This is a genomic window from Burkholderia alba (genome assembly GCF_034721475.1).
Lineage (GTDB): Bacteria > Pseudomonadota > Gammaproteobacteria > Burkholderiales > Burkholderiaceae > Burkholderia > Burkholderia alba.
Genome location: NZ_JAWJWL010000021.1, coordinates 95438 through 119174, shown reverse-complemented (window position 1 = coordinate 119174; position 23737 = coordinate 95438). Strand labels below are relative to the sequence as shown.

General features: G+C 68.9%; 21 protein-coding genes. 6 read left to right on the top strand and 15 right to left on the bottom strand.

The annotated features are described in order from the left end of the window. Positions 1 to 176: 176 nt before the first annotated feature. The 6 genes from RZR99_RS23105 to RZR99_RS23080 all read right to left on the bottom strand — a co-directional run bounded on the left by RZR99_RS23105 (position 177) and on the right by RZR99_RS23080 (position 6119). The gene (locus RZR99_RS23105; protein WP_323122097.1) at positions 177 to 1532 is read right to left on the bottom strand and encodes a purine-cytosine permease family protein; all 1356 of its coding nucleotides are present in this window, start codon (positions 1530 to 1532) and stop codon (positions 177 to 179) included. Positions 1533 to 1779: 247 nt separating this feature from the next. Then, a complete protein-coding gene (locus RZR99_RS23100; RefSeq protein ID WP_323122096.1) occupies positions 1780 to 2775 on the bottom strand; it encodes a 5-oxoprolinase subunit C family protein in 996 nt (331 codons plus the stop codon). Beyond that, positions 2765 to 3640 carry a 5-oxoprolinase subunit B family protein gene (locus RZR99_RS23095; RefSeq protein ID WP_323122095.1) on the bottom strand — a complete coding sequence of 292 codons (876 nt, stop codon included), beginning with the start codon at positions 3638 to 3640 and terminating at the stop codon, positions 2765 to 2767. The genes RZR99_RS23100 and RZR99_RS23095 overlap by 11 nt, the downstream gene beginning before the upstream one ends. Beyond that, a complete protein-coding gene (locus tag RZR99_RS23090; protein ID WP_323122094.1) occupies positions 3637 to 5061 on the bottom strand; it encodes an acetyl-CoA carboxylase biotin carboxylase subunit in 1425 nt (474 codons plus the stop codon). The genes RZR99_RS23095 and RZR99_RS23090 overlap by 4 nt, the downstream gene beginning before the upstream one ends. Before the next feature lie 5 nt (positions 5062 to 5066). Further along, entirely contained in the window at positions 5067 to 5309 is a 243-nt protein-coding gene (locus tag RZR99_RS23085; protein ID WP_323122093.1) for an acetyl-CoA carboxylase, read from the bottom strand. 30 nt (positions 5310 to 5339) lie between these two features. Beyond that, complete coding sequence (locus tag RZR99_RS23080; protein ID WP_323122092.1) at positions 5340 to 6119, bottom strand: 5-oxoprolinase subunit PxpA; 780 nt, start codon at positions 6117 to 6119, stop codon at positions 5340 to 5342. 256 nt (positions 6120 to 6375) lie between these two features. On the opposite strand from RZR99_RS23080, the gene RZR99_RS23075 reads away from it, so the two are divergent. Together RZR99_RS23075 and RZR99_RS23070 are read left to right on the top strand one after the other, a co-directional pair. Further along, on the top strand, positions 6376 to 7290 hold the full coding sequence (locus RZR99_RS23075) for a LysR family transcriptional regulator (protein WP_323122091.1): 915 nt from the start codon (positions 6376 to 6378) through the stop codon (positions 7288 to 7290). Between the two features lie 582 nt (positions 7291 to 7872). Then, positions 7873 to 8265, top strand: a complete 393-nt coding sequence (locus RZR99_RS23070) for a hypothetical protein (protein ID WP_323122090.1) — start codon at positions 7873 to 7875, stop codon at positions 8263 to 8265. Between the two features lie 205 nt (positions 8266 to 8470). Here RZR99_RS23070 and RZR99_RS23065 read toward each other — a convergent pair whose 3' ends face one another. The 6 genes from RZR99_RS23065 to RZR99_RS23040 form a co-directional block, all read right to left on the bottom strand. Next, on the bottom strand, positions 8471 to 9487 hold the full coding sequence (locus tag RZR99_RS23065; RefSeq protein WP_323122089.1) for an NADP-dependent oxidoreductase: 1017 nt from the start codon (positions 9485 to 9487) through the stop codon (positions 8471 to 8473). A 41-nt stretch (positions 9488 to 9528) separates the two neighbouring features. Further along, complete coding sequence (locus RZR99_RS23060) at positions 9529 to 10320, bottom strand: SDR family oxidoreductase (protein ID WP_323122088.1); 792 nt, start codon at positions 10318 to 10320, stop codon at positions 9529 to 9531. Between the two features lie 72 nt (positions 10321 to 10392). Next, entirely contained in the window at positions 10393 to 11163 is a 771-nt protein-coding gene (locus RZR99_RS23055; RefSeq protein ID WP_323122087.1) for an SDR family oxidoreductase, read from the bottom strand. 31 nt (positions 11164 to 11194) lie between these two features. Continuing rightward, positions 11195 to 11890 carry a histidine phosphatase family protein gene (locus tag RZR99_RS23050; protein WP_323122086.1) on the bottom strand — a complete coding sequence of 232 codons (696 nt, stop codon included), beginning with the start codon at positions 11888 to 11890 and terminating at the stop codon, positions 11195 to 11197. Beyond that, entirely contained in the window at positions 11887 to 12963 is a 1077-nt protein-coding gene (locus tag RZR99_RS23045; RefSeq protein ID WP_323122085.1) for a phosphotransferase family protein, read from the bottom strand. Before RZR99_RS23045 ends, RZR99_RS23050 begins: the two co-directional genes overlap by 4 nt. Next, positions 12960 to 14207, bottom strand: coding sequence for an acyl-CoA dehydrogenase family protein (locus tag RZR99_RS23040; protein WP_323122084.1), 1248 nt, complete (start codon positions 14205 to 14207; stop codon positions 12960 to 12962). Before RZR99_RS23040 ends, RZR99_RS23045 begins: the two co-directional genes overlap by 4 nt. A 132-nt stretch (positions 14208 to 14339) precedes the next feature. Here RZR99_RS23040 and RZR99_RS23035 point away from each other — a divergent pair, with 132 nt between their 5' ends. Both RZR99_RS23035 and RZR99_RS23030 read left to right on the top strand, forming a co-directional pair. Continuing rightward, positions 14340 to 15257 carry a LysR family transcriptional regulator gene (locus RZR99_RS23035; RefSeq protein WP_323122083.1) on the top strand — a complete coding sequence of 306 codons (918 nt, stop codon included), beginning with the start codon at positions 14340 to 14342 and terminating at the stop codon, positions 15255 to 15257. A gap of 119 nt (positions 15258 to 15376) precedes the next feature. Beyond that, positions 15377 to 15778 carry an OsmC family protein gene (locus RZR99_RS23030; RefSeq protein ID WP_323122082.1) on the top strand — a complete coding sequence of 134 codons (402 nt, stop codon included), beginning with the start codon at positions 15377 to 15379 and terminating at the stop codon, positions 15776 to 15778. An 84-nt stretch (positions 15779 to 15862) separates the two neighbouring features. On the opposite strand, the gene RZR99_RS23025 is transcribed toward RZR99_RS23030, so the two are convergent. Further along, positions 15863 to 16771 carry a LysR family transcriptional regulator gene (locus RZR99_RS23025; protein ID WP_323122081.1) on the bottom strand — a complete coding sequence of 303 codons (909 nt, stop codon included), beginning with the start codon at positions 16769 to 16771 and terminating at the stop codon, positions 15863 to 15865. Between the two features lie 120 nt (positions 16772 to 16891). Between RZR99_RS23025 and RZR99_RS23020 the strand changes: the two genes are divergently transcribed. Then, positions 16892 to 19207, top strand: a complete 2316-nt coding sequence (locus tag RZR99_RS23020; RefSeq protein ID WP_323122080.1) for an aconitate hydratase — start codon at positions 16892 to 16894, stop codon at positions 19205 to 19207. A gap of 233 nt (positions 19208 to 19440) precedes the next feature. Here RZR99_RS23020 and RZR99_RS23015 read toward each other — a convergent pair whose 3' ends face one another. After that, entirely contained in the window at positions 19441 to 20322 is an 882-nt protein-coding gene (locus tag RZR99_RS23015) for a Dyp-type peroxidase (RefSeq protein WP_323122079.1), read from the bottom strand. 164 nt (positions 20323 to 20486) lie between these two features. Further along, positions 20487 to 21185, bottom strand: coding sequence for an alpha/beta hydrolase (locus tag RZR99_RS23010; RefSeq protein ID WP_323122078.1), 699 nt, complete (start codon positions 21183 to 21185; stop codon positions 20487 to 20489). A 642-nt stretch (positions 21186 to 21827) separates the two neighbouring features. On the opposite strand from RZR99_RS23010, the gene RZR99_RS23005 reads away from it, so the two are divergent. Then, complete coding sequence (locus RZR99_RS23005) at positions 21828 to 23714, top strand: ABC transporter ATP-binding protein (RefSeq protein ID WP_323122077.1); 1887 nt, start codon at positions 21828 to 21830, stop codon at positions 23712 to 23714. The last annotated feature ends 23 nt before the right edge of the window (positions 23715 to 23737 follow it).

The following is a 23737-nucleotide window of genomic DNA, read 5'->3' as shown; positions in this document are numbered from 1 at the left end:
CGATGAGGCTTACAGCGATATTTGATTTTCCATTTTTCCGTACCGAATGGCCGATTAGAAGCGTCGCCTGTCATCCTCCCGGCGCCGTCGCCCGATCGGCGCGCGCATCTCGAAACAAGCCCCGGCCGACACTCGCTACCCGACGGCCCGCGCGAGGCCGCCGTGCCCTCTTCCCCCTAACGCTCGCGAACGAACCCGCCTCGCTCCACCGCGCCCCGCATCGCCCGATACACGAGCCACGACACGACAAAGCTCGCCGGCGCCGACAGCGTCTGGGCGAATCCCGTCAGATTCATCAGCAACAGTCCCGCGAACGCCCCCGCGAACCACGCCGCGAGTCCGCCCGGATTGAGCGCGGGCACCCCCGCGTCGCCCCCGGCGAACGCTTCGTCGGCCGGCGCATCGCGACGCGCCGACAGGATGTGCGCGAGCGCGACGCCGACCCACGCGACGACGAAGATCCCCTGATACGCGAGCGCCTGCAGCAGCCTCGAGAACACGTCGGCCAGCATCAGCGCGTAGACGGCCGCGCCGACGATCAGCGCCCAGACGAACTTCGGCGCGCGCCAGCCCGCGACCTTGCCGAAGAACGCCTGCATGTTGATCGCGGCGAGATAGTAGTTCGCGGTATTGATCCGCGACTGCGTGACCCACACGAACAGCAGCCCCCACAGCCCCATCAGCTTCAGCAGCGCGAGCACGACGGAGACTTCGGACAGCGTGCCCAGCCCCGGGATCGTGCTGACCAGATAGATGCCCGCCGCGCCGTTGAGCAGGAAGGTCACGAGATAGAACGGCATGCCGAAGTTGAAGCGCCCGTGATAGACGGCATCCGCGCGGCGGCCGAAGCGCGCATAGTCGAACGTGAACATCATCAGCACCCACACGCCCATGTAGTAGACGAAGCAGTGCCACCAGCCGTCCGCCGGCGCCGCGCCGGCCGGCCCGAAATCGAGCCACGCCGGGTTGTAGCCGTACTCGCGCGTCGCCAGCGCCACCGCCGCGAGCAGGCCGAGCAGATAGAACGGCAGCAGCACGCCGTTGAACTTGTCGAGCCAGTGCTGCACGCTGCCGAAGATCAGCGGCACGCTGTAGCAGACCACGATCAGCGCGGCCCATCGATAGTCGAGCGCCGGAAACAGGTGATGCGCGGCCACCGCGATCACCGAGCCCTCGAACACCGCGTAGTAGATCGCGGTCGCGAAGAAGATCAGCGTCGCGAGCGCCGCGCCCGCGCTGCCGAACAGCAGCCGCGAGAACAGCGCGACCGACAGCCCGGTACGGATCGCATAGCGGCTGATGACGGCGTTGACGGCGCCGTACGACACCACCGACAGCGCCATCCCGATCAGCGCGTTGCGCGCCCCGTAGGTCAGCGCGAGCGTGGCGCCGACGACGATGTAGAACACCGCGCTGCATACCGCCCACCACGCCATCGTCAGCGCGAACGCGGGCATCCGCGCGTGGTCGGGAATCGCGTTCGTCGACAGGTCGAGATCGCCGGATTCTCGTGCTTGTGCCGTATCGGCCATGATCGTGCTCCTGGATGCCTCTGCAAAACGAGGAAACGGCGTTTCGTCTCGGCGGCGGCCCGCGGATGCGGACGCGCAGGGCTGCCCCGACGCCGCGATGGCGGGCAACCGATGTCAGGGCACCGCGCGACGTGCGCGCACCCGCCGCGCGGCCGTCGGCCGCGCGGGCATTCCGTTTCGTAGCAAGGAGAACCGGCATGACCCGGACCGCGCCGCGCCTGCCGGCGGCCGGTCCGGATCGGGACGATCAACGTCGCAGCACGTCGCGCAGCAGCGCGAACCGGCGCTGCGCTTCACGTCGCGCGGCGAGCGCGCCTTCCATCGTCACGCGCACGAAGCGCGCCTGATGGTTCGGCTGCATCTGGCCGATCAGGTCCAGATCGGCGCTGACGACCGTGCCGATCGTCGCGTAGCCGCCGCCCGACACCGCGTCGCGATGCAGGATGATCGGCTCGACGCCGCCCGGCACCTGGATCGAGCCGATCGGATAGCACGCGTCGACGATGTTCGACGGGTCCGCGCCCGCGCCGAACGGCTGCGCCCGTTCGTGGAATTGCAGCGGGCGGCCGGCCTTGTAGCGATAGCCGATGCGATCCGCCTCGGACCCGACGGTCCAGGTATCGTCGAAGAAGGTTTGCGCCGACGCGTCGGTCAGCCGATGGTGATACAGGCCGGGCAGCACGCGCAGTTCGACCTCGCGCGCCAGCGGCGCGCGCAGCGCCTCCGGCAAGGTAGCGCCCTCCCGCCCGGCGCCCGTCGGCGCGCCGATCGCGAGCCGGTCGCCCTTCTGCAGCCGCCGCCCTTCGTGGCCGCCGATCGCGCCCAGCGTGTAGGTCGAACGGCTGCCGAGCACGACCGGCACGTCGATGCCGCCCGCGACCGCGAGATAGGCGCGCGCGCCGCCCGTCACATACTCGAAGCTCAGCGTGCTGCCCGCGCGGATCCGCAGCGCGACGTTGCCGGACTGGCTCGCGCCGTCGATCTTCGGCGTCATCTCGGCGCCCGTCACGGCGATCAGCGCATCGGCATGGAACAAGAGCTGCGGCCCGAGCAGCGTGCATTCGAGCACGGCCGCGCTCTCCGGATTGCCGACCAGCAGGTTCGCCGCGCACGATGCGTACCGGTCGAGCGCGCCGGACGGCGGAATGCCGACGTGGTAGTAGCCGTCGCGGCCCAGATCCTGGACCGAGGTCGCGAGGCCCGGCTTCACGACCTCGATCGCGGCGAAGGTATCAGTCGGCATCGAGCGCCTCCACGAGAGAACGGTTGTACGCATCGGGGTCGCGCAGAAACGCGTCGAGCGAGAAGGTCACGGGCCGCACCCGCAGCGAGAACGTACCCGCTTCGACGGCGGCGGTCATCGCATCGTAGGTCGCGCGATCGATCGGCTTGAACCGGACGATATCGCCCGGCCGGAAGAACACCATGAACTCGCGCAGATAGTCGAGCCGCTGGCCGGGATCGAAGATCGGCGCGGGCGTGACGCCGAACATCTGGTAGCCGCCCGCGCCGCGCACCGAGTAGATGCAGCCGAAGCAGCCGCCGTGGCCGACCGTCAGCTTCGGCGTATCGGTGCGCGGACGCAGGTACTTCGGCACCTGCAGCTGGCGGCCGCGCTCGACCATCTGGAACATGAACGGCAGCCCCGCGACGAAGCCCACCATCGACACGAACCACGGCGACCCCGAATGCGCGGCGATGAACGCGTCGACGTCGGGCAGCCCGTTGATCCGCGCCGCGTACTCCAGATCGGTCGACGCCGGATCCTGGTGGCGCTCGCGAAAACGCATCAGCGTCTCGTGGGTCCACGGGTCGTTGTACAGCACCGGCACCTCGACGATGCGCGTCGCGATCTCCAGCGACGCGGCGCCCGCCTGCACCTCGATCTCCTTCAGCAACGCGAGCAGCGCGTCGGGCGCGATCACGTCCGGGTCGTAGCGGACCTGGTACGACGCGTTGGCCGGACAGATCTCGCGCACGCCGTCCGGCCGGCGCCGCTGCAGCTCGCGGGTAATCGCCGTGCCCTTGAAGAACGCGTCGAGCGACATCTCCTCGCTGATCTCGACGAAGATGAATTCGTCGCCGCCGAACGTGTAGCGCAGCGTCATGCCGCCTCCCCGTCGCGGCCCGCGATGGGCGCGCGCCGCGCGCGCATCCAGGCCTCCAGATAGTTGGTGTGATAGCGGCCCGCGCGGATATCGCCGTCGGCCAGCAGCGCGCGAAACAGCGGCGCCGTCGTCTTCACGCCGTCGATCCGCAATTCGCTCAGCGCGCGCTCGAGCCGCGCGAGCGCCGCCGCGCGGTTCTCGTCGAACACGATCAGCTTGGCGAGCAGCGAATCGTAGAACGGCGGCACCGCATAGCCCGGGTACAGCATCGAATCGATCCGCACGCCCGGGCCGCCGGGCCAGGTCAGCGCGTCGATCCTGCCCGGCGCGGGCCGGAAATCATGGTCGGGATCTTCCGCGTTGATCCGGCATTCGAGCGCGGCGCCGCGCAGCGCGATGTCGCCCTGGCGGAACCGCAGCGGCTCGCCGTCGGCGATGCGCAGCGTCTCGCGCACCAGATCGATGCCGGTGACGGCTTCCGTGACCGGATGCTCGACCTGGATCCGGGTATTCATCTCGATGAAATAGAACTCGCCGCGCGCGTCGTCGAACAGGTATTCGAGCGTGCCGGCGCTGCGATAACCGACTTCGCGGGCGAGCCGCGTCGCGGACGCGCACAGCGCCTCGCGCAGCGCCGGGGTCAGCGACGGCGACGGCGCTTCCTCCAGCACCTTCTGACGGCGCCGCTGCAGCGAGCACTCGCGTTCGAACAGATGGATCGCATCCCGTCCGTCGCCCAGCACCTGCACCTCGATGTGGCGGGCGCGGCCGATGAAACGCTCGATGTAGACCCCCGCGTCGCCGAACGCCGCCTGCGCCTCGCGCTGCGCGCTCGGCAGCTCCGCGTCGAGCTGCGCCGCGTCGTGCGCGATGCGGATGCCGCGGCCGCCGCCGCCCGCGGCCGCCTTGATCATCACCGGATAGCCGATCCGCTCGGCGACGCGGCGCGCCTCGTCGGCCGAGATCACCACGCCGTTGCTGCCCGGCACCGTCGGCACGCCGGCGCGCTGCGCGGTCTCGCGCGCCTTCGCCTTGTCGCCCATCGTCGCGATGGTGGACGGTGCCGGCCCGACGAACAGCAGTCCCGCCGCTTCGACCTGCGCGGCGAATCCCGCGTTTTCCGCCAGGAAGCCGTAGCCCGGATGCACGGCATCCGCGCCGCATTGGCGGGCGGCGGCCACGATCGCATCCGGATTCAGATAGCTCTTCGCCGCGTGGGCGGGACCGATGTGCACCGCATCGTCCGCGAGGCGGACGGCGAGACTGTCGCGATCCGCGTCGCTGTACACGGCCACCGCGCGCATGCCCAGCTCGCGCGCGGCGCGGATCACCCGGACCGCGATCTCGCCGCGATTCGCGACCAGCACGGTGCGGATGCGGCGCGGCCGGTAGAACGCCGCGCCCGGTTCGATCGTCGTCATCGCGCTCACTCCTCGACCCGCATCAACACCTGCCCGGCATCGACGGGCTCGCCGTCGTCCACCAGGATCTCGATCACCGTGCCCGCCACCGGCGACTCGATGTCGTTGAACTGCTTCATCACCTCGACGATCCCGACCACCGTGCCGCGGCCGATCACGCCGCCCATCTCGACATACGGCGCGGCGTCCGGCGACGCGCGCCGGTAAAACGTGCCCGGCAACGGGCTGACGATCTCATGCTGTGCCATCTTTCGGTACTCCTCGAATCAAACGGAATCTCAGTGCGCGGACGCGGGCAGCGGCGCGGCGATGCGGATGTCGTGCTGGATCAGCGCGGCGCGGGTCGCCTCGACCAGTTGCAGCGCGCCGGGCGTGTCGCTATGGATGCACACCGAATCGAAATCGATCGCGATGTCCGCGCCGTCGACGGTCGCGACGCGGCCTTCCGTGCACGCGCGCAGCACCTTCGCGGCCACCTGCGCGGGATCGAGCCGGCCGACCCGCCGCGTGAAGACGATCGAGCCGCTGCTGTCGTAGTCGCGGTCCGCGTAGAACTCGCGCACCACCGGCTGGCCCAGTTCGCGCGCGATCCGGCAGGTGACGGAGGCTTCCATGCAGTACAGCAGCAGCGTCGGGTCGAGCGTCTGCAGCGTTTCGACGAGCAGCCGCGACAGCTGCTCGTCGCGCGCGGCGAGCATGTAGAGCGCGCCGTGCGGCTTCACGTGCTGCACGCTGACGCCGTGCAGCCGCGCGAACTCGCGCAGCGCGCCGAGCTGGTAGACGATGTCGTTGACGAGCGCCTGCGGCGTCTCCGCGATCGTGCGGCGGCCGAACCCGACCAGGTCGCGAAAGCCCGGATGCGCGCCGATGCCGACGCCCGCGCGTTTCGCGAGCTGCACCGTCAGCGCCATGATGTTCGGGTCGCCGGCATGAAAGCCGGTGGCGACGTTGGCCGAGCTGATGAGCGGCATGATCGCCTCGTCCACCCCATCGCCGATCTTCCACGGGCCGAAGCCTTCTCCCATGTCGGAATTCAAGTCGACGACGTGCTTTTTCATGCTGAGGGTCTCCTAGATTGACGTCCCGTGCGCGTCGGCGCCCGGTGATGCATTCACCTTAACGCCCCGCCCGTCGCCAAAATAGTTCTATTTTTATATGCGCTCATATCTATTTTTCAGATACCTCGAAGGCCGGGCTGCGGATTCGTCGGAGCCCATCCCGGCCCGCGCCGACCAGCGCCGTTATCCATATCGGCCGGAATTTTTTAAAGATATGATAATTACCTCGGGCATTATCGATTTTTCAGGTGACACGATGGCGTTGACCTTGCGGCAACTGAAGTACTTCGTCGCGACGGCGGAACTCGGCCAGATCTCCCAGGCGGCGATCCAGCTGACCATCTCGCAGTCGGCGGTCACCCATGCGATCAAGGAGCTGGAGGACAGTCTCGGCACGCAGCTGTTCGTGCGCAATGCCGCCGGCGTCACGCTGACCAACACCGGTCGGCGCTTCCTCAACCAGGCGTACACGATCCTGTCGTCGGTCGACGAGGCGATGCGCACGCCGAATCTCGAAAGCACGCTCACCGGCACGCTGACGCTCGCCGCGAGCTACACGGTGCTCGGCTATTTCCTGCCGCACCATCTGCAGCGCCTGAGCACGCTGTATCCGCGCCTCGCGATCCAGCTGCACGAGCTGAACCGCGAATCGATCGAGGAAGGGTTGATCGCCGGCCGCTACGACATGGCGGTGCTGCTGACATCGAACGTCGCGAATCCCGAGCTGATGCTCGAACCGATGATCCACTCGGTGCGGCGGCTGTGGCTGTGCGCGCAGCATCCGCTGCTCCGGCGCGACAGCGTGACGCTCGCGGACGTCGCGCCGGAGCCGTTCGTGATGCTGACCGTCGACGAAGCCGCGTACACCGCGCTGCGTTACTGGAACGAAACGCCGTACCGGCCCAACGTGAAACTGCGCACGTCGTCGGTCGAGGCCGTGCGCAGCATGGTGGCGAACGGCAGCGGCGTCGCGATCCTGTCGGACATGGTGTACCGGCCGTGGTCGCTCGAAGGGCGGCGGATCGAGACCATGCAGTTGCGCGACCCGGTACCGCCGATGAGCGTCGGGCTCGCGTGGCGGCGCAATACCGAATTCAGCCCGGCGATGCACGCGGTGCGCGAATATTTCCGGCACACGCTGATGGAGCCGCGCGCGCCGGCCGGCAGCTGACCGGCGCGTCGCGCGCGGCGGCCCCGTCCGTCAGGCCTGCGGATCGACGCGCAGTACCCGCTTGCCGCGATAGCGGCCGCCGAACCCGCAACGGGCGTGCGGCCCCATCCTCCGATGACCGGCATCGCGTCGCCGCGGTTCATCCCACGGCGCCATTTCGCTTCTCTCGCCGTCCATGCATGCGCTGCCCTCGCGCGCAAACCCGCGCCGCGTCACCCGCTCACGAGCCGTGTAGTCCAATCGGTTCGACGCACATGCCCACGTTCAACGTGAACGATCCCCGTCTCCCGAAGCACGCCAGGTATCGCGGCACGCAAGACGGCGGGCGATCAGACGTGGACGGATCGACAAGAAATATGGACGAAGAGAAACCTCGAATCGATACCGCCGACCCTAGAATTTGTCGTGCGAGGTGCCTGCCCCGTGAACCCATCGATCCGCGCATTCACCCCGCCAAACGCACGACGGAATCCAAAACAAACGTGCGGATACAACAAAATATCGAAGCAATGACGCGACTGGAGATCGGCATTTCGCCAAACGAATCATTTCGTTCGCCCATCACTCGAGAGAAGGGATGTCATGAAGAACAGAAAAGTTTTCGTTGCGCTCGCCATGAATACGCTCATGGTGGTTGGCATGGCCATGGCTGCGCCGTCGTTCGCGGAGCCGGAGCGGCCGTCCATATCCGATCAGATCAAGCAGCTTCAAGCGAGCGGCGCGCTCAACGGGGTGAACGTGAGCCCCAACGTACAAGTCACTCAGACTTTCTCCGGCTCGGCGAATCGTCCCACCTATCAGGACGCGTTCAACCTGGCGGTACAAGGTGCCGTTACTTCGGCCGTTCAGGCGGGATATAAAAGCAATGAATGCACCGTGACCAAATATGTGTCGTATCCGATTCCGGTGCTCCCCGGATCGTCCAATTACACATGGAACGTGACGGTGTTCATCAATTGTACGAAGCAAATGTAGACGGACGGCCCGGGCGGCCACACTGCGTTGCCTCGTCGGTCCCGGCGCGTCGAGCCGGACCGGTCCCGATAGGCAGCAGCGGCGAAAGCCGCCCCACCGGCAGCGAAGCCGAGCGCGTCGATCTCCGCTTTTTCCCGGGTCGCCATGCGCGCGGTGCTCGCGCCTATCCGGCACCGCGCCGCTTGAGCCGCGCGCGGCGGCCCCGTCAGGCCTGCGGATCGACGCGCAGCACCAGCTTGCCGCGGTGGCTGCCGTCGAACAGGCGGTTCAGCACGTCGGGCGCATTCGTCAGGCCGTCCGCGACGGTTTCCTCCGCCTTGAGCCGGCCGTCGCGCAGCCAGCCGCCGAGCGCCTGCACGGCTTCCCGGCTCTTCCGGTAATCGAGGATCAGGAAGCCGCGCATCGTCAGGCGCTTCGCGATCAGCACGCCGACGTCGTCGGACGGGCGGCTGTTGTTGTAGTTCGCGATCACGCCGCACAGCGCGACCCGCCCGCCGATCACCATGCGCGACAGCACCGCCCGCATGATCTCGCCGCCGACGTTTTCGAAATTGACGTGCACGCCGTCCGGCGTCGCGCTCTTCAACGCCTGCTTCCAGTCGTCGGCCTTGTAGTCGACGGCCGCGTCGAAGCCCAGTTCGTCGGTCAGGTAGCGGCACTTGTCGGGGCCGCCCGCGATGCCGACCACGCGCGCGCCGTGGATCTTGCCGATCTGCCCGGCGATCGAGCCGACCGAGCCCGCCGCGGCCGACACCACCAGCGTCTCGCCCGGCTGCACCGGCGCGATCTCCGTCAGTCCGTAATACGCGGTCAACCCGCTCATTCCGCAAGCGCCGAGCAGCGTCGGGATCGGCAGGCCCGGCTGCGCCGGCAGCTTCAAGAGCTGCGGCGCCTGCGCGGCCGGAATCCGCGCGTAGTCCTGCCAGCCGACGAGCCCCTGCACCAGATCGCCCGCCGCGAACGCGGGCGAGCGGGACGCCACCACGCGCCCGATGCCGAGCGCGCGCATCACCTCGCCGATCGCGACGGGCGGCAGGTATTGCGGAATGTCGCTCATCCAGACCCGGTTGGTCGGGTCCATCGACAGATACAGCACGCGCACCAGGACCTCGCCCTCGTCCAGCTCGGGCAGCGGCGCTTCGACGAGCGTGAAGTGCTCCTGGCCGACCCGCCCTTCGGGGCGCGTCTTCAGACACAGTTGCCGGTTGATGAGTGTCGACATGTCAGATCACCTGTTGGAATGGAAACGGCGCGGCGCGCGCGTCAGATCGCACAAAGGCCGCCGTCGATCACGAGTTCGGCGGCGGTCACGTAGCGGCTTTCGTCCGACGCGAGATAGACGGCCGCGTACGCGACGTCGTCGGGCTCGCCGAGACGCTTCATCGGCACCCCGCGCGTGAGCTTGCGCATCGCGTCCTTTTCGCCCATCTGCTGGAAGAACGGCTCCACGATGCCGGTGCGGATGAACGACGGATGAATGGAGTTGCAGCGCACGTCCATCTGCTGGCGCGCGCAATCGACCGCAACCGATTTGGTCAGCGACGCAACGGCTGCCTTCGATGCGTTGTACGCGGTGTAGTCCGGTTCCGACTTGAACGCGGCCACCGACGAGATGTTGATGATCGATCCCGGCCGGCTCGCGCGCAGATACGGCAATGCGTGCCGCGTGCCGAGCACGATGCTCTCGACGTTGATCTCCATCACGCGGCGCCATTCCTTCTGCCCGATCTGCTCGACCGTGCCGATCGAGCCGACGCCCGCGTTGTTGACGAGGACCGACAGCCCGCCCATCGTCTCGTTGGCTTCGGCGAGCAGCGCCTGCCAGCGCGCGTCGTCGCGCACGTCCTGCACGGCGGACCACGCGACTTGCGCGCCCGCCGCCGCGTTCAGTTCGGCCGCGAACGCATCGAGCACCACGGCGTCGACCACGTCGGTCAGGAACAGCTTCGCGCCGTGTTCGGCCATCCGCGCGGCGATCGCGCGGCCGAGGCCGCCGGACGCGCCTGTGATGAACGCACATTTGCCGGCGAGACGCCGCGCAGCGATTTGAGTCATGGATACTCCGGGATAGTCAGATTGGAACCGTGCGGCGGCCGCGGGCCGCCGCGCCGATGCGCGGGCGCGCCCTCACGCGGACAGATAGCCGCCGTCCACGTTGAGCACGGCGCCCGTGGTATAGCTCGACGCCGCCGACGCAAGATACAGCACGGCGCCCGCCATCTCCGACGGCTGCGCGGCGCGGCGCATCGGCACGTGCGCGAGCACCTGCTTCAGCACCTCCGGCGCCTTGGTCAGCGCCGACGCGAACTTCGTATCGGTCAGGCCGGGCAGCAGCGCGTTGCAGCGCACGCCCGACGCGGCGCACTCGATCGCGAACGCCTTCGTCATCGAGATCACGGCGGCCTTGGTGATCGAGTAGATGCCCTGCCGGTCGCCCGGAATCACGCCGTTCACCGAGGCGACATTGACGATCGAGCCGCCGTCGCGCTTCGCCATCAGCCGCGCGCCGTGGCTCGACATGAAAAAGTAGCCGCGGATGTTCACGTCGACGGTTTTCTGGAACACGTCCACGCCGGTGTCGACGATCGGGCCGTAGTAGGGATTGGTCGCCGCGTTGTTGACCAGCACGTCGAGCCGCCCGTGTTGCGCTTCGATGGCGGCGTACAGCGCGTCGATCTGGTCCAGTTCGCCGATATGGCACGCGGCCGCCTCCGCGGAGCCGCCGTCGCCGGCGATCTCGTCGGCGATCCGCCGGCAGTCGTCGATGCGGCGGCTGGTCACGATCACGTGCGCGCCGGCCGCGCCCAGCAGCTTGGCGGCTTCCGCGCCGATACCCCGGCTCGCGCCGGTGACGAGGGCGATCTTGCCGGTCAGGTCGAACAGGTTGGGAACGGTCATCGAACAGATCCTGAGTGAAGTAAAGGGGGAATCAGCGGTGCGTGACGAGCGATTCGCCGGCGTCGCCGTCGGATTCGAGATGCGCCCATCCGTTATAGCTGATCAGCTGCCGCGCGCGGCGGCCGATGTGAATCCGGCTCACGCTCGTGTTGACGAGCGGCCAGCTCAGGTCGAAGCTGCGCTCGGGCGGCACGCCGAGCAGCGCGGCCGCGATCACGCCGATCGGGCCGCCCGACGTGAACACCCACAGCTCGCGCGCCGGCTGCTGCGCCAGTTCGTCCCACGCGCCGCGCACCGCCGCCTGGAACTGCGTCCACGTGACACGGTACGCGTGATCGTGCGTGCCCGCCATCCAGCGCGCCACCGCCGCGGCGAACAGCGTTTGAAACGCGCGGCGCGGGTCCGCTTCGGCGGCCAGCACCCGCCGCAGCGCGTCGGGCGACGTCAGATCGGGACGGTAGCCGGCCAGCAGTTCGTCGGCATCGAGTTCGTCGAGCCCCGGCAGCACCAGGGCCGGCGCCTCGACGCCGGCCGCCCGCAGGCATCCCTGCGCGGTCTGCGCGTGCCGCCGCAGCCGGCCCGTGACGATCCGCCCGGGCCGCCGGCCGCGCCGCGCGAACCATGCGCCGAGCAGCGCCGCCTGCCGCTCGCCGAGCGGCGACAGGCAATCGTAGTCGTCCGCGCCGAAACTCGCCTGCGCGTGCCGGATCAGGAAGAGGTCGGTCATGCGTGTCGCCCGCTCTCGGCGATGCGCCGGCGGCAGCGCTCGCCGAGATAGCGCGCGGCCTGCCCGAAGCCCGCGAACTGTTCGTTGGTCGTCTGGCCGAGCACGAAGCGGCGGTAGATCTGCTGGACGATCACCATCAGGCGGAACAGCCCGAACACCTCGTAGAACGCGAAGCCGCTCACGTCGAGACCGGTCCGCGCGCCGTAGTAGTCCACCACCTCGCGGCGCGTCAGCATGCCCGGCGCATGGGTCGGCTGGCGGCGCAACGACTGGAACATCGGGTCGTCGCCGGCTTCCACCCAGTAGGCGAGCGCGCTGCCGAGATCCATCAGCGGGTCGCCCAGCGTCGCGAGTTCCCAGTCGAGCACGCCGACGATCCGCAGCGGATCGGCCGGATCGAGCACGACGTTGTCGAAGCGGTAGTCGTTGTGAATCACGCACACGCCGTTGGCGCGCGCGGGCTGCTGCCGGTCGAGCCAGCCGAGCACGTCGTCGCACGCATCGGTGCCGTCGGTCAGCGCGTCGCGCCAGCGCGCGCGCCAACCGCCCACCTGACGCGCGACGTAGCCGTCGCCCTTGCCGAGCGCGGCCAGCGCCGGCTGCGATGCGTCGATCCGGTGCAGCTCGATCAGGCGATCGACGAACACGGTGCACAAGCGCCGCACGCCGTCGCGATCGAGTGCCAGCGCGGCCGGCAGTTCACGGCGCAGGATCACGCCCGCGAGGCGCGCCATCACGTAGAAATCCGCGCCGAGCACCGCCGGATCGTCGCAGCGCGCGAGGATCGCGGGCACATACGGGTAATGCGGCCCGAGCGCCGCCATCACGGCGGCCTCGCGCAGCATGTCGTGCGCGGAGGCCGCCTTCACGCCGGCGGGCGGACGGCGCAGCACCAGTTCGCGCTCGCCATAGGCGATCAGGTAGGTGAGATTCGACGCGCCGCCGTGGAACTGGCGAATGTCCGGCGCGCCGTGCAGCCCGTCGACGTGCGCCTTCAGGTAGGCATCGAGCTTCGCGACGTCGAGACGATCCTCGGCGCGCACGGCGCGCGCGGTGTCGAGCAGCCCGCTCATGCGGCGGCACCCGGCGCGGCGGCCGACATCGCCGCCATCTGGCGCTTGACCTCCAGCTTCGCGATCACCGCGCGGTGCACCTCGTCCGGGCCGTCCGCGACCCGTAGCACGCGCGCATACGCATACAGCGCCGCCAGCGGAACGTCGTTCGACAAACCCGCGCCGCCGTGGATCTGGATGGCCGCGTCCGCCGCCTGCTGCGCGACGGCGGGCACCGCCACCTTGATCTGCGAGATCAGGCTCAGCGCGGCCTTCACGCCCTGCGTGTCGATGGTCCACGCGGCCTTGAGCGTCAGCAGCCGCGCCTGGTCGATCGCGATGCGCAGGTTCGCGACGACGTCGCCGTTGCCGCCCAGCTCGATCAGCGGCTTGCCGAACGCGGTGCGCGACACGGCCCGCGCGCACAGCAGCGCCAGCGCCTTCTCGGCCGCGCCGAGCGCGCGCATGCAGTGATGGATGCGGCCCGGTCCGAGCCGCCCTTGCGCGATCTCGAAGCCGCGGCCCGGCCCGAGAATGACGTTCGCGGCCGGCAGCCGCACGTCGGTGAAGCTCACCTCGCCGTGACCCGACGGTTCGTCGAACGTGTGGAAGACCGGCAACATCCGTTCGATCTTCACGCCGGGGGCGTCGAGCGGACAGATCACCATCGTGTGGCGGCGATGCGGCTCCGCCTCGGCGTCGGTCAGCCCCATGAAGATCACGAAACGCGCATGCGGATGACCGATGCCCGTCGACCACCACTTGCGGCCGTTCAGCACCACGTGGCCGCCGTCGAGCGCCGCGCGCGCCTGCATGTTGGTCGCATCGGACGACGCGACGTCCGGCTCCGTCATGCAGAACGCCGAACGGATCTCGCCCGCCAGCAGCGGGTCGAGCCACGCGCGCTGCTGAGCCGGCGAGCCGTAGCGCGCCAGCACTTCCATGTTGCCGGTGTCCGGCGCGTTGCAGTTGAACACTTCCGGCGCGATCAGCGAATGCCCCATGATTTCCGCGAGCGGCGCGTAGTCGAGATTGCTCAGGCCCGCGCCATGCTCGGCGTCCGGCAGGAACAGGTTCCACAGACCGGCCGCGCGCGCTTTCTTCTTCAGCGTCTCCATGATCTCCGGCTGCCGCCAGCGGCGCCAGTCCGCGCCGCCCGCCAGCTGTCCGGCATACGGCGCTTCGGCGGGCGCGACTTCGTCGCGCATGAAGCGTTCGAGGCGTTCGCTCAGTTCCCGGCAGCGGGCGGTAGGAGAAAAGTCCATGGCATCCGTTCCTGTTCAATGACCGCCAGCGTAAGCGATCCCCGGAAATCGATGAAATGAATATTCCTAATACAAGGATATAGACAGGATTAATATGTCGATTCCTTCCCGCTCCGCCCCGGAACGCGCACCGTGCCGCACGACCATCGCCTCGACCTGAATCTGTTCCGCGTGCTCGACGCGGTCTATGCGCACGGCGGCATCAGCGCGGCCGCGCGGGCGCTGCACCTGACGCAGCCGGCCGTCACCCACGCGCTGAACCGGCTGCGCGCGCACTTCGACGATCCGCTGTTCGTCCGGCAGGGCAACCGGGTGCTGCCGACCGAGCGCACCCGCGCGGTGATCGCCGACGTGCAGCTGCACCTGAAAGGCCTGCAGGACGCGTCGCGCGCGCAGGCCCGCTTCAGCCCGGACACCCTCGACCTGAGCATGGTGGTGGGCATTCGCGACGTGCTGGAATCGATCGCGCTGCCGCAGCTGGTCGCGACGCTCGCGCGGGAGGCGCCGCATCTGCGGCTCGTGAGCCGCCGCGTGCCCGTCGCGGAAGTGGAGCGCGAACTGGCGTCGGGCAACCTGGATCTCGTGCTCGAGCGCCGCCTGCAGACCGGACCGCGCATCGCCAGCGACTACGTCCTCGACGATTCGCTGGTCGTCGCGATGCGGCGCGATCATCCGCTCGCCGGCGAGCCGCTGCGCCGCGGCGAGTACTTCGCGGCGCGGCACGTGACGGTGTCGCCGCTCGGCGAAGCGAATTCGCTCGACGTGCTGCTCGGCAGCGACGGCCGGATCCGTCACATCCAGCTGGTCTGCCAGCATTACTTCGCCGCCTGCCAGATCGCCGCGTCGGGCGACCTGCTGCTGACGCTGCCGCGCTCCTACGCGGTGCGGATGGCGGGCATGCTGCCGATCGCGATCCGGCCGCTGCCGCTGCGGCTCAAGCCGTTTCCGATCCTCGCGTACTGGCACGAATCGCGCGAGCCGGACCGCGCGCACCAGTGGTTCCGGCAGCGCGTGATCGAGATCGTCCGCGACGCGTCCGACGCCGCTTGAGCGGCCTGCCGCACAGAGCGGCAGCGCAGGTTCGCGCCGGGACGTTTATGCTGCACGTGGGCGGCCGGGCATCCCCGGCCGCTGCCCCAACTCACCGCCTGCTGCCAGCGAGAACCGTCATGCCGCTCATTCACGCCTCGGCCGAAATGGCCGCCGATGCACCCAACTACGTCGTCGACATCGAGGCGGGCGCGCACCGCTTCCAGGGCGACGAGAACGAACACGAAGGCGGCGCGAACCGCGGACCCGCGCCCTACGAACTGGTGCTGTCCGGGCTCGCCGCCTGTACGGCGGCAACCTTGCGGATGTACATGCAGCGCAAGACCTGGCCCGATGCGCGCATTCGCGTGCGCACCGAGCTGCACGTCGATCGCGACGGCGCGCAGTACGTGCGGCGCACGATCGCGGTCGAGGGCGCGCTCGACGACGCGCAGCGCCAGCGCCTGGCCGAGATCAGCGAGAAAACGCCCGTGACGCTGTTCGTCAAGCGCGGCACGCGGATCGAAACCACGCTGCGCTGATGCGCGACCCGGGGCGCGGGGCCGGCCGGCGTCGAATCCGCGCGGCGCCGCCGAACGCCCCGTCCGGTCTCCCGCTCGCGGCGCTCAGCCGCGCCGCGCGTTCGCCGTCGTTCGCGCGGCGCGCTCGACGATCATGTCGTACAGCGCCTGCGCGGCCGGCGACAGCTGTCCGGTACGCCGGCTGACCAGCACCAGCGCGCGCGAAATCACCGGCTCGACCAGGTCGACCACCTTGATGCGCGGGTACGCGCCCTTCTGCACCGCGAGGCGCGGCACCACCGCCGCCGCCACGCCCTCGGCCACCAGCCCGACCGCCGTCGAACTGCGCTGCACCTCGTAGTGCGATTGCAGCGCGAGATCGCCGAGCGCCGAATCGAGCAGCGCGCGGTTCGCGCTCACCTGGCCGGCGAAGATCAGCGGGTACGGCGTCAGCTCGCGCCAGGCGACCCGCCGCCGCCGGCCGAGCGGATGCGTGTCGTGACAGATCAGCACGAACTGATCCTCGGCGATCGGCTCGCCGACCAGTTCCGGGTGCCGCGCGCCCGCGATATGAATGCCGAACTCCGCCTCGCGATGCAACACCGCGTCGGCCACCGCCGACGACGCATGATCGAGCACCTTCACGCGGTTGTGCGGATAGCGCGCCGAATACGCCTGCAGGATGCTCGGCAAGAACTGCACGCCGACGGTCGGCACGCACGCGATCGACACGTCGCCGCGCGCGGCCTGGCCGCTCTCCCGGATCTCGGTCAATGCATCGGACAACTCGCCGAGCAGGCGCCGCGCCTGCGGCAGAAAATCGCGGCCGATCCGCGTGAGCGCGACCGACCGCGTGGTGCGCTCGAACAGCGTCACCCCGAGAAAATCCTCGAGCTTGCGCAGCCGCTGCGTGATCGCGGTCTGCGTCACCGACAACGCATCGGCCGCCGCCTGAAACCCGCCGCGATCGGCGATCGCGACAAATGCCTGTACGCCGAGGATGTCGATTTTCATCAGAAAAATTGAGTAATCGGATTAATAAATTCATTTTACTCGTCCTCCCGGCACGCTCACACTCCGCGCTGCGATCGCACCACCCCCACACCACACCGATATCAGAAAGGAGTGATCGAAATGTCTCAATTCATTCCCCACGCGGCGCTCGCGCGCCTGTACGCCGACATGGCGCGCCGGCTCGCCGTCGTGCGCCGGCGCGTTGCGCGGCCGCTCACGCTGGCCGACAAGATCCTGCTCGGCCATCTCGACGATCCGCACACGCAGGCGCTCGTGCCCGGCGAAAGCTATCTCGCGCTGCGGGTCGACCGCGTCGTGTTCCAGGACGTGCTCGGGCAAACCGGCATGCTGCAGTTCATGCAGACCGGACGCGACCGGGTCGCGGTACCCGCCAGCATCCACTGCGACCACCTGATCCAGGCGCGCGTCGAAGGCCGCGCCGACCTCGGCGCGTCGATCGCCGAGAACCGCGAGGTCTACGCGTTCCTGCGCAGCGCCGCGGCGAAGTACGGGCTCGGCTTCTGGGAGCCCGGCGCGGGCATCATCCATCAGGTGGTGCTGGAGAATTACGCGTTTCCCGGCGCGCTCATCATCGGCACCGATTCGCATACGCCGAATGCGGGCGGACTCGGCGCGTGCGCGGTCGGCGTCGGCGGCGCCGACGCGGTCGAAGCGCTCGCCGGACTGCCGTGGGAAGTGCTGTATCCGAAGCGCATCGCCGTGTACCTGACCGGCCGGCTCGGCGGCTGGACCGCGCCGAAGGACGTGATCCTGAAGGTCGCGGGCGAACTGACGGTCGCGGGCGGCACCAATGCGATCGTCGAATACATCGGCCCCGGCGCGCGCACGATCAGCGCGACCGGCAAGGCGACCATCACCAACATGGGCGCCGAACTGGGCGCGACCACGTCGCTGTTTCCCGCCGATGCGCGCATGGCCGCCTATCTGCGTGCGACCGGCCGCGCCGACCTGGTGCCGCTCGTCGACGCGCACGCCGATCTGCTCGCGCCCGACCCCGCAATCGAACAGGATCCCGAAGCATTCTACGACCGCGTGGTGCGGATCGACTTGTCCGCGCTCGAGCCGCACGTCGTCGGGCCGCATTCGCCGGATCGCGCGCGCACCGTGTCGCAGTTGGCCGCGCAGATGAAGACCGCGCGGCCCGAGGACGGCCTGGCCGCGCACGACGTCGTCGAGGACCGGCTGTCCGCCGCGCTGATCGGCAGCTGCACGAATTCGTCCTACGAGGATATGAGCCGCGCGGCCGACGTCGCCGCGCAAGGCGCCGGCCACGGCGTGATGGCGGCCGTGCCGTTCCTGGTCACGCCGGGTTCGGAGCAGGTGCGCGCAACGATCGCGCGCGACGGCCAGCTCGACGCGCTGTCGGACATCGGCGCGACCGTGCTCGCGAATGCGTGCGGGCCGTGCATCGGCCAGTGGCGGCGCGACCCGTCGGCCGTCGCCGCGCCGAACACGATCGTCACGTCGTACAACCGCAATTTTCCGCGCCGCAACGACGGCGCGTCGACCACCGTCAACCTGATCGCAAGCCCCGAGATCGTGACCGCCTGGGCGCTGGCCGGACGGCTGTCGTTCGATCCGCAGCACGATGCGCTGACGGCCGCGGACGGCACGTCGTTCCGGCTCACGCCGCCGCGCCCCGCGCCGGAAGTGCCGCCGGGTACGTTCGAGCGCGGCCAGGAGCGTTACGTGGCGCCGCCCGCCGACGGGCGCGGGATCGACGTGTCGGTCGACCCCGCGAGCGAACGGATTCACGTGCTGCGCCCTTGGCCGGCGTGGAGCGGACGCGATTTCACGGGAATGCCGGTGCTGATCAAGACGCTGGGCAAGACCACCACCGACCACATCTCGCCCGCCGGTCCGTGGCTCAGGTTCCGCGGCCACCTCGAACGCTTCAGCGACAACCTGCTGTCCGGCGCGACCAACGCCTTCACGCTCGCGACCGGCAGGACGCTCGACGTGCTGGGCGGCGCGCAGGACGTCACGCCGGCCGAGGCGGCGCGCGCCTACCGGGCGGCGGCGCTGCCGTGGGTGATCGTCGGCGATTTCAACTACGGCGAGGGAAGCAGCCGCGAGCATGCGGCGCTGTCGCCGAGGCTGCTGGGCGGCGTCGCCGTGATCGCGCGCAGCTTCGCGCGGATCCACGAGACGAACCTGAAAAAGCAGGGGCTGCTCGCACTGACCTTCGACGATGCGGGCGACTACACGCGCATCCGGGCGGACGACCGCATCGACATCGTCGGCCTCGACCGTTTCGCGCCGGGCGAGCCGGTCGCATGCCGGATTCATCATGCGGACGGCGGTGTCGAGACGATTCGTCTGCGGCACAGCTACAGCGGCGTGCAGATCCCGTGGTTCAAGGCGGGATCGGCGCTGAACGTCGTGCCGAAGGGCGTGGTGGGGGAATTGGCGTAACGGACGGCATCGGCCCGGCGGTCATGCGGATGGGCTGCCGGGTATTCGACGCGCGACGGCGGGGGATATAGCGGTACATTCGCCGCCGAATGTTTGTCGCGGTGTCGCGACGACGCGGGGCTGCCGTGTCGCGCTACCCCGTTCTCGGCCCGCCCGCGCAGCGAGCGAGCCCCGAAAAAAACGCCCGCATCGAGCGGGCGTCCGGCTGACGAATCTCGCGCTTCAGGCGCGCATCACAAGCCGAGCGCCGACAGATCCAGCTTCCCGTCCTTCATCGGCGGACACCAGAAGAACGACCCCGTGATCGGCTGCGTGAAGCGGAACAGGCCGTCGTGGATGCCGTCGACGGCGCCGACCATCCGGCGCATCTGCACGTCGAACGCCCGGAACGAAAAACCGAACGCGACGAAGTAGAGACCCGCGCGGCGCTCGTCGGCCCACGGCGCGGAACGGCGCAGCACGTGCGCTTCCGGCGTGAAGCTTTCCTGCTCGGTGCGCTTCACGTGCGCGTAGGCGGGGGCTTCCTCCAGTTCCTCGTTGTCGCTCTTGCGCCGGCCGATGATGTTGTCCATCTCGCCGCCGGGAATCGCCGCCATCCGGTCGAAATCGTGCACCCACTGCTGCACCGCGACAAAGCTCGACCCGTCGAGCCCCGCGCCCTTGCCCGTCACGAACGCGGTCTCGATCGCCTCGTCGCCTTGCGGATTCTCCGTGCCGTCCTCATAGCCGGACAGGTCGCGATCGTCCGAGTAGCGGAACGCGTTCGCCGCGCTGTCGAGTTCGAACGCCGGCGCGACGAGCCGCTCGATCGCGCGCGAGCGCAGCACCACCTCGCCGTGGTCCTCCGCACGCAGCCAGATCCACAGCGCGGCGGGCGTCGACGGCACCGGCGCACCCGGCACCGACAGGTCGGGAAACTCCTTCAGCCCGTCGATCCTCGCGCCGAGGCCTTGCACGAGCGACGGCCCCACGCCGATCACCGTATCGCTGCCGTCGACCGTGTCGCGCAGCGCGGACAGCACGCGCGTCACCTGGCTCGCGTCCGAGATCCTGAAAGAAAGGTAGCGGCCCGCCGACGAAATCGGCGTCAGGATGCCTTGCTGAAAGTCGCTCATCGATTCCCCAAACTTCACGTCGTTAAACGCCGGATTGTCCCATAACGGCTCGACCGCCCGTCGGCCCGCGTCGAGAACCGCCCGCCGCGGCCGTACACAAGGACACGCCCTCCGAAGCGCGAACCTCGGAGGGCGTGCTCGCCTCTCGGCACGGGAGGCGCTCGCTAACCGTGCGCGATGTCCGCCGCGGCCTCGGCGATCAGCGCGGCGACCTCGACCGGCTTCGACGCAAGCGATGCGTGGCTCGCCTTCAGCGTGATGACCTTGCGCGCATTCATCCGCGCCGACATCCGCGCTTCGTTTTCCGGGGCGATCATCCGGTCGTCGCTCGAAATCTGATACCACGACGGTTTCGCACGCCATGCCGGCGAGCCGATCGTGTCGCCGAACGTGCTGGCGAGCGGCGCCTTCTGCGTGACAGCCATCACGAGCCCCTCGTCGGCGCTCAGATCCTGACAGAAGCTGTCATGAAACGTGTCCTGCCGGACCCACAGATAGCCGTCGCTGTCGGCCGACAGGTTCGCGATCGCCGCAGGCGGATGCTCCTGCGAGATGCTGCCGGGGCTTTCGCCCGTGTCCGGCGCGAACGCCGCGATATAGACGAGCCCCGCGACATTCGGATGATTGCCCGCCTCCGTGATCACCGCGCCGCCGTACGAGTGGCCGACGAGCAGCACCGGCCCCGGTTGCTGCGCGACCATCTTGCGGGTGCGCTCGGCGTCGTCCGCGAGCGACGTGAGCGGCATCTCTACCGCGTGCAGCGACGTGTGCCCGTTGCGCGCCAGCTCGACGATCACCTTGCTCCAGTGCGCCGCGCCTCCCCAGAAACCGTGTACCAATACAATCGCAGGTGTGTTGCTCATGGCCTGACTCCCATCGATGAATGAAGCGGTTCGCCGAAGCTTCGCGTACTGCCGCGGCCCATCGGCGGGTGGGCCGCTGCGTGAGATGGCGGGTCGTTGCGGCGGCCGCCGCCCCGCCGCGGCAAGGTCGGACTCGCAGTGTAGTGCACCCGTTCGCGGCCGGTCGTCTCGCGGCCCGATTGTCGTATGCGCGATGGGCAATGCGGCGACGCGCGCGGCTTTGCTTCGCGCCCGGCGTTGATTCCGGATGCGCCGCACCGCACCATCCCGCACTGCGATCGCATGCCGCGCGCATTCGCGCGGCATGCGTCGTATCGAATCGGCAACATCCGGCCGATGGCCATTGCGGTGCGCTCAAAGCATCGCTAGAATCGCTCCACCAGCTATCGCTCGGTCTCGTTTTTTCAATTCACTCAACACTCAAGGGAGGTGCCAGATGTCACGATCGCCAGCCGCCTCCCTGTACGTGGTCCCACGGCACGAGTCGTAAGTCGCCGTCTTTGCAGGCCGCTCAATAGCCTGCGATCTTTCCAGACAATCCGCCGAATTTGCAAGCCTGCGCGTCGATGCGCATCGGTGTCTGGTTTTTAATTCTCCCGATCGACAAGTCCTGGTGCGCCCGACGCAACCAGGCCATGACAAATGTTCCGCAAAAAAACCAATCCAGGTGGACAGGCGTTCAAGGACGTTCTCGGTTTCACCTTCAGGTACTGGGGCGCCCAGCCCCTGCGTACCCTCGTCATCGCCCTGCTCGCGCTGCTCGGCGCGCTCGTCGACGTGCTGACCCCGCTGTTCGCCGGACGCCTCGTCGACGCGCTGGCGCTCGGCGTCACGAACCGGCAGGCCGCCTGGCAGGCGGCGCTGCACGCGTTCGCGCTGCTCCTGAGCCTCGGCCTCGCCGGCACCCTGCTGCGCCAGGCGATGTTCATGAACATCATCCGCCTGACGCTCAAGATGATGAGCGAGGTCGCCGCGAACGCGTTCCATCGCGTCCAGCGCTTCTCGACCGACTGGCACGCGAACAGCTTCGCCGGCTCGACCGTGCGCAAGATCACCCGCGGCATGTGGGCGATCGACCTGCTGAACGACACGCTGCTAGTCGCGCTGCTGCCGTCGGTCGTGATGCTGACCGGCGCCACCGTGCTGCTCGGCCTGCACTGGCCGATCATGGGCGCGGTGGTGGGCGGCGGCTCGCTGCTGTTCATCGTGGTGACGGTCTGCATGTCGCTCGGCTTCGTCGCGCCCGCTGCCCGGCTCGGCAACGCGTGGGATACGCGCATGGGCGGCGCGCTCGCCGACGCGGTGAGTTGCAACCCGGTCGTGAAGGCGTTCGGCGCCGAGGCGCGCGAGGAAGTCCGGCTCGGCCGCGTGATCGACAAATGGCGCAAGCGGACCCGCCGCACGTGGGTGCGCGGCACGCTCAACGCCGGGCTGCAGGGCATGATGCTGGTCGCGATGCAGGCGGCGATCCTCGGCGCGGCGCTGTGGCTGTGGTGGAACGATCGCGCGAGCGTCGGCGACATCGCGTTCGCGCTGACGATGTTCTTCGTGCTGCAGGGCTATCTGCGCGACGTCGGGATGCATATCCGCAACCTGCAGCGCTCGGTCAACGACATGGAAGAGCTCGTGTCGCTCGAACGTCAGCCGCTCGGCATCGACGACCGGCCGGGCGCGCCCGCGATCAGGATCGAACGCGGCGAGATCCGCTTCGACCACGTGACGTTCCGCTACGGCCCGCGCGCGGCGCCGCTCTATAGCGACTTCTCGATCCGCATCGCGCCGGGCGAGCGCATCGGGCTGGTCGGCCACTCCGGTTCGGGCAAGACGTCGTTCATCAAGCTGATCCAGCGGCTGTACGACATCGATGCCGGCCGGATCCTGATCGACGGACAGGACATCGCGAAGGTGCGTCAGGACTCGCTGCGCAGCCAGATCGCGATCGTCCAGCAGGAGCCGGTGCTGTTTCACCGCACGCTCGCGGAGAACATCGCGTATGCGCGGCCTGCCGCGACGCGCGCGGAAATCGAGCGCGCGGCGCGTCAGGCGAGCGCGCACGATTTCATCGCGGCGCTGCCGGACGGCTACGACACGCTGGTGGGCGAGCGCGGCATCAAGCTGTCGGGCGGCGAGCGTCAGCGCGTGGCGATCGCGCGCGCGTTCCTGGCCGACGCGCCGGTGCTGATCCTCGACGAAGCCACGTCGAGCCTCGACAGCGAAAGCGAGGTGCTGATCCAGCAGGCGATGGAACGGCTGATGGTCGGACGCACCACGCTGGTGGTCGCGCACCGGCTGTCGACGGTCCGCGCGCTGGATCGCCTGCTCGTGCTCGACAAAGGCCGCATCATCGAGGAAGGCAGCCACGACGCACTGATCCGGCTCGAGGGCGGCCTGTATCGGCGTCTGTTCGAACGGCAGGCGCTGGAGCTGGCGAAGGGCTTGATGGAGCAGACCGGCGCGACGGGTGTCGAGGTGAAGCTCGCGCCGGGACACGGCGGGATCGGCGAGCTGGATGTCGTGGTGGCGAAGTAGCCGCCGCGTCAAACGGCCGGCGG

Coding starts and splice junctions, on each gene's coding strand:
- RZR99_RS23105 (WP_323122097.1), bottom strand. CDS start 1,532: ATGGCCGATACGGCACAAGCACGAGAATCCGGCGATCTCGACCTGTCG.
- RZR99_RS23100 (WP_323122096.1), bottom strand. CDS start 2,775: ATGCCGACTGATACCTTCGCCGCGATCGAGGTCGTGAAGCCGGGCCTC.
- RZR99_RS23095 (WP_323122095.1), bottom strand. CDS start 3,640: ATGACGCTGCGCTACACGTTCGGCGGCGACGAATTCATCTTCGTCGAG.
- RZR99_RS23090 (WP_323122094.1), bottom strand. CDS start 5,061: ATGACGACGATCGAACCGGGCGCGGCGTTCTACCGGCCGCGCCGCATC.
- RZR99_RS23085 (WP_323122093.1), bottom strand. CDS start 5,309: ATGGCACAGCATGAGATCGTCAGCCCGTTGCCGGGCACGTTTTACCGG.
- RZR99_RS23080 (WP_323122092.1), bottom strand. CDS start 6,119: ATGAAAAAGCACGTCGTCGACTTGAATTCCGACATGGGAGAAGGCTTC.
- RZR99_RS23075 (WP_323122091.1), top strand. CDS start 6,376: ATGGCGTTGACCTTGCGGCAACTGAAGTACTTCGTCGCGACGGCGGAA.
- RZR99_RS23070 (WP_323122090.1), top strand. CDS start 7,873: ATGAAGAACAGAAAAGTTTTCGTTGCGCTCGCCATGAATACGCTCATG.
- RZR99_RS23065 (WP_323122089.1), bottom strand. CDS start 9,487: ATGTCGACACTCATCAACCGGCAACTGTGTCTGAAGACGCGCCCCGAA.
- RZR99_RS23060 (WP_323122088.1), bottom strand. CDS start 10,320: ATGACTCAAATCGCTGCGCGGCGTCTCGCCGGCAAATGTGCGTTCATC.
- RZR99_RS23055 (WP_323122087.1), bottom strand. CDS start 11,163: ATGACCGTTCCCAACCTGTTCGACCTGACCGGCAAGATCGCCCTCGTC.
- RZR99_RS23050 (WP_323122086.1), bottom strand. CDS start 11,890: ATGACCGACCTCTTCCTGATCCGGCACGCGCAGGCGAGTTTCGGCGCG.
- RZR99_RS23045 (WP_323122085.1), bottom strand. CDS start 12,963: ATGAGCGGGCTGCTCGACACCGCGCGCGCCGTGCGCGCCGAGGATCGT.
- RZR99_RS23040 (WP_323122084.1), bottom strand. CDS start 14,207: ATGGACTTTTCTCCTACCGCCCGCTGCCGGGAACTGAGCGAACGCCTC.
- RZR99_RS23030 (WP_323122082.1), top strand. CDS start 15,377: ATGCCGCTCATTCACGCCTCGGCCGAAATGGCCGCCGATGCACCCAAC.
- RZR99_RS23025 (WP_323122081.1), bottom strand. CDS start 16,771: ATGAAAATCGACATCCTCGGCGTACAGGCATTTGTCGCGATCGCCGAT.
- RZR99_RS23020 (WP_323122080.1), top strand. CDS start 16,892: ATGTCTCAATTCATTCCCCACGCGGCGCTCGCGCGCCTGTACGCCGAC.
- RZR99_RS23015 (WP_323122079.1), bottom strand. CDS start 20,322: ATGAGCGACTTTCAGCAAGGCATCCTGACGCCGATTTCGTCGGCGGGC.
- RZR99_RS23010 (WP_323122078.1), bottom strand. CDS start 21,185: ATGAGCAACACACCTGCGATTGTATTGGTACACGGTTTCTGGGGAGGC.
- RZR99_RS23005 (WP_323122077.1), top strand. CDS start 21,828: ATGTTCCGCAAAAAAACCAATCCAGGTGGACAGGCGTTCAAGGACGTT.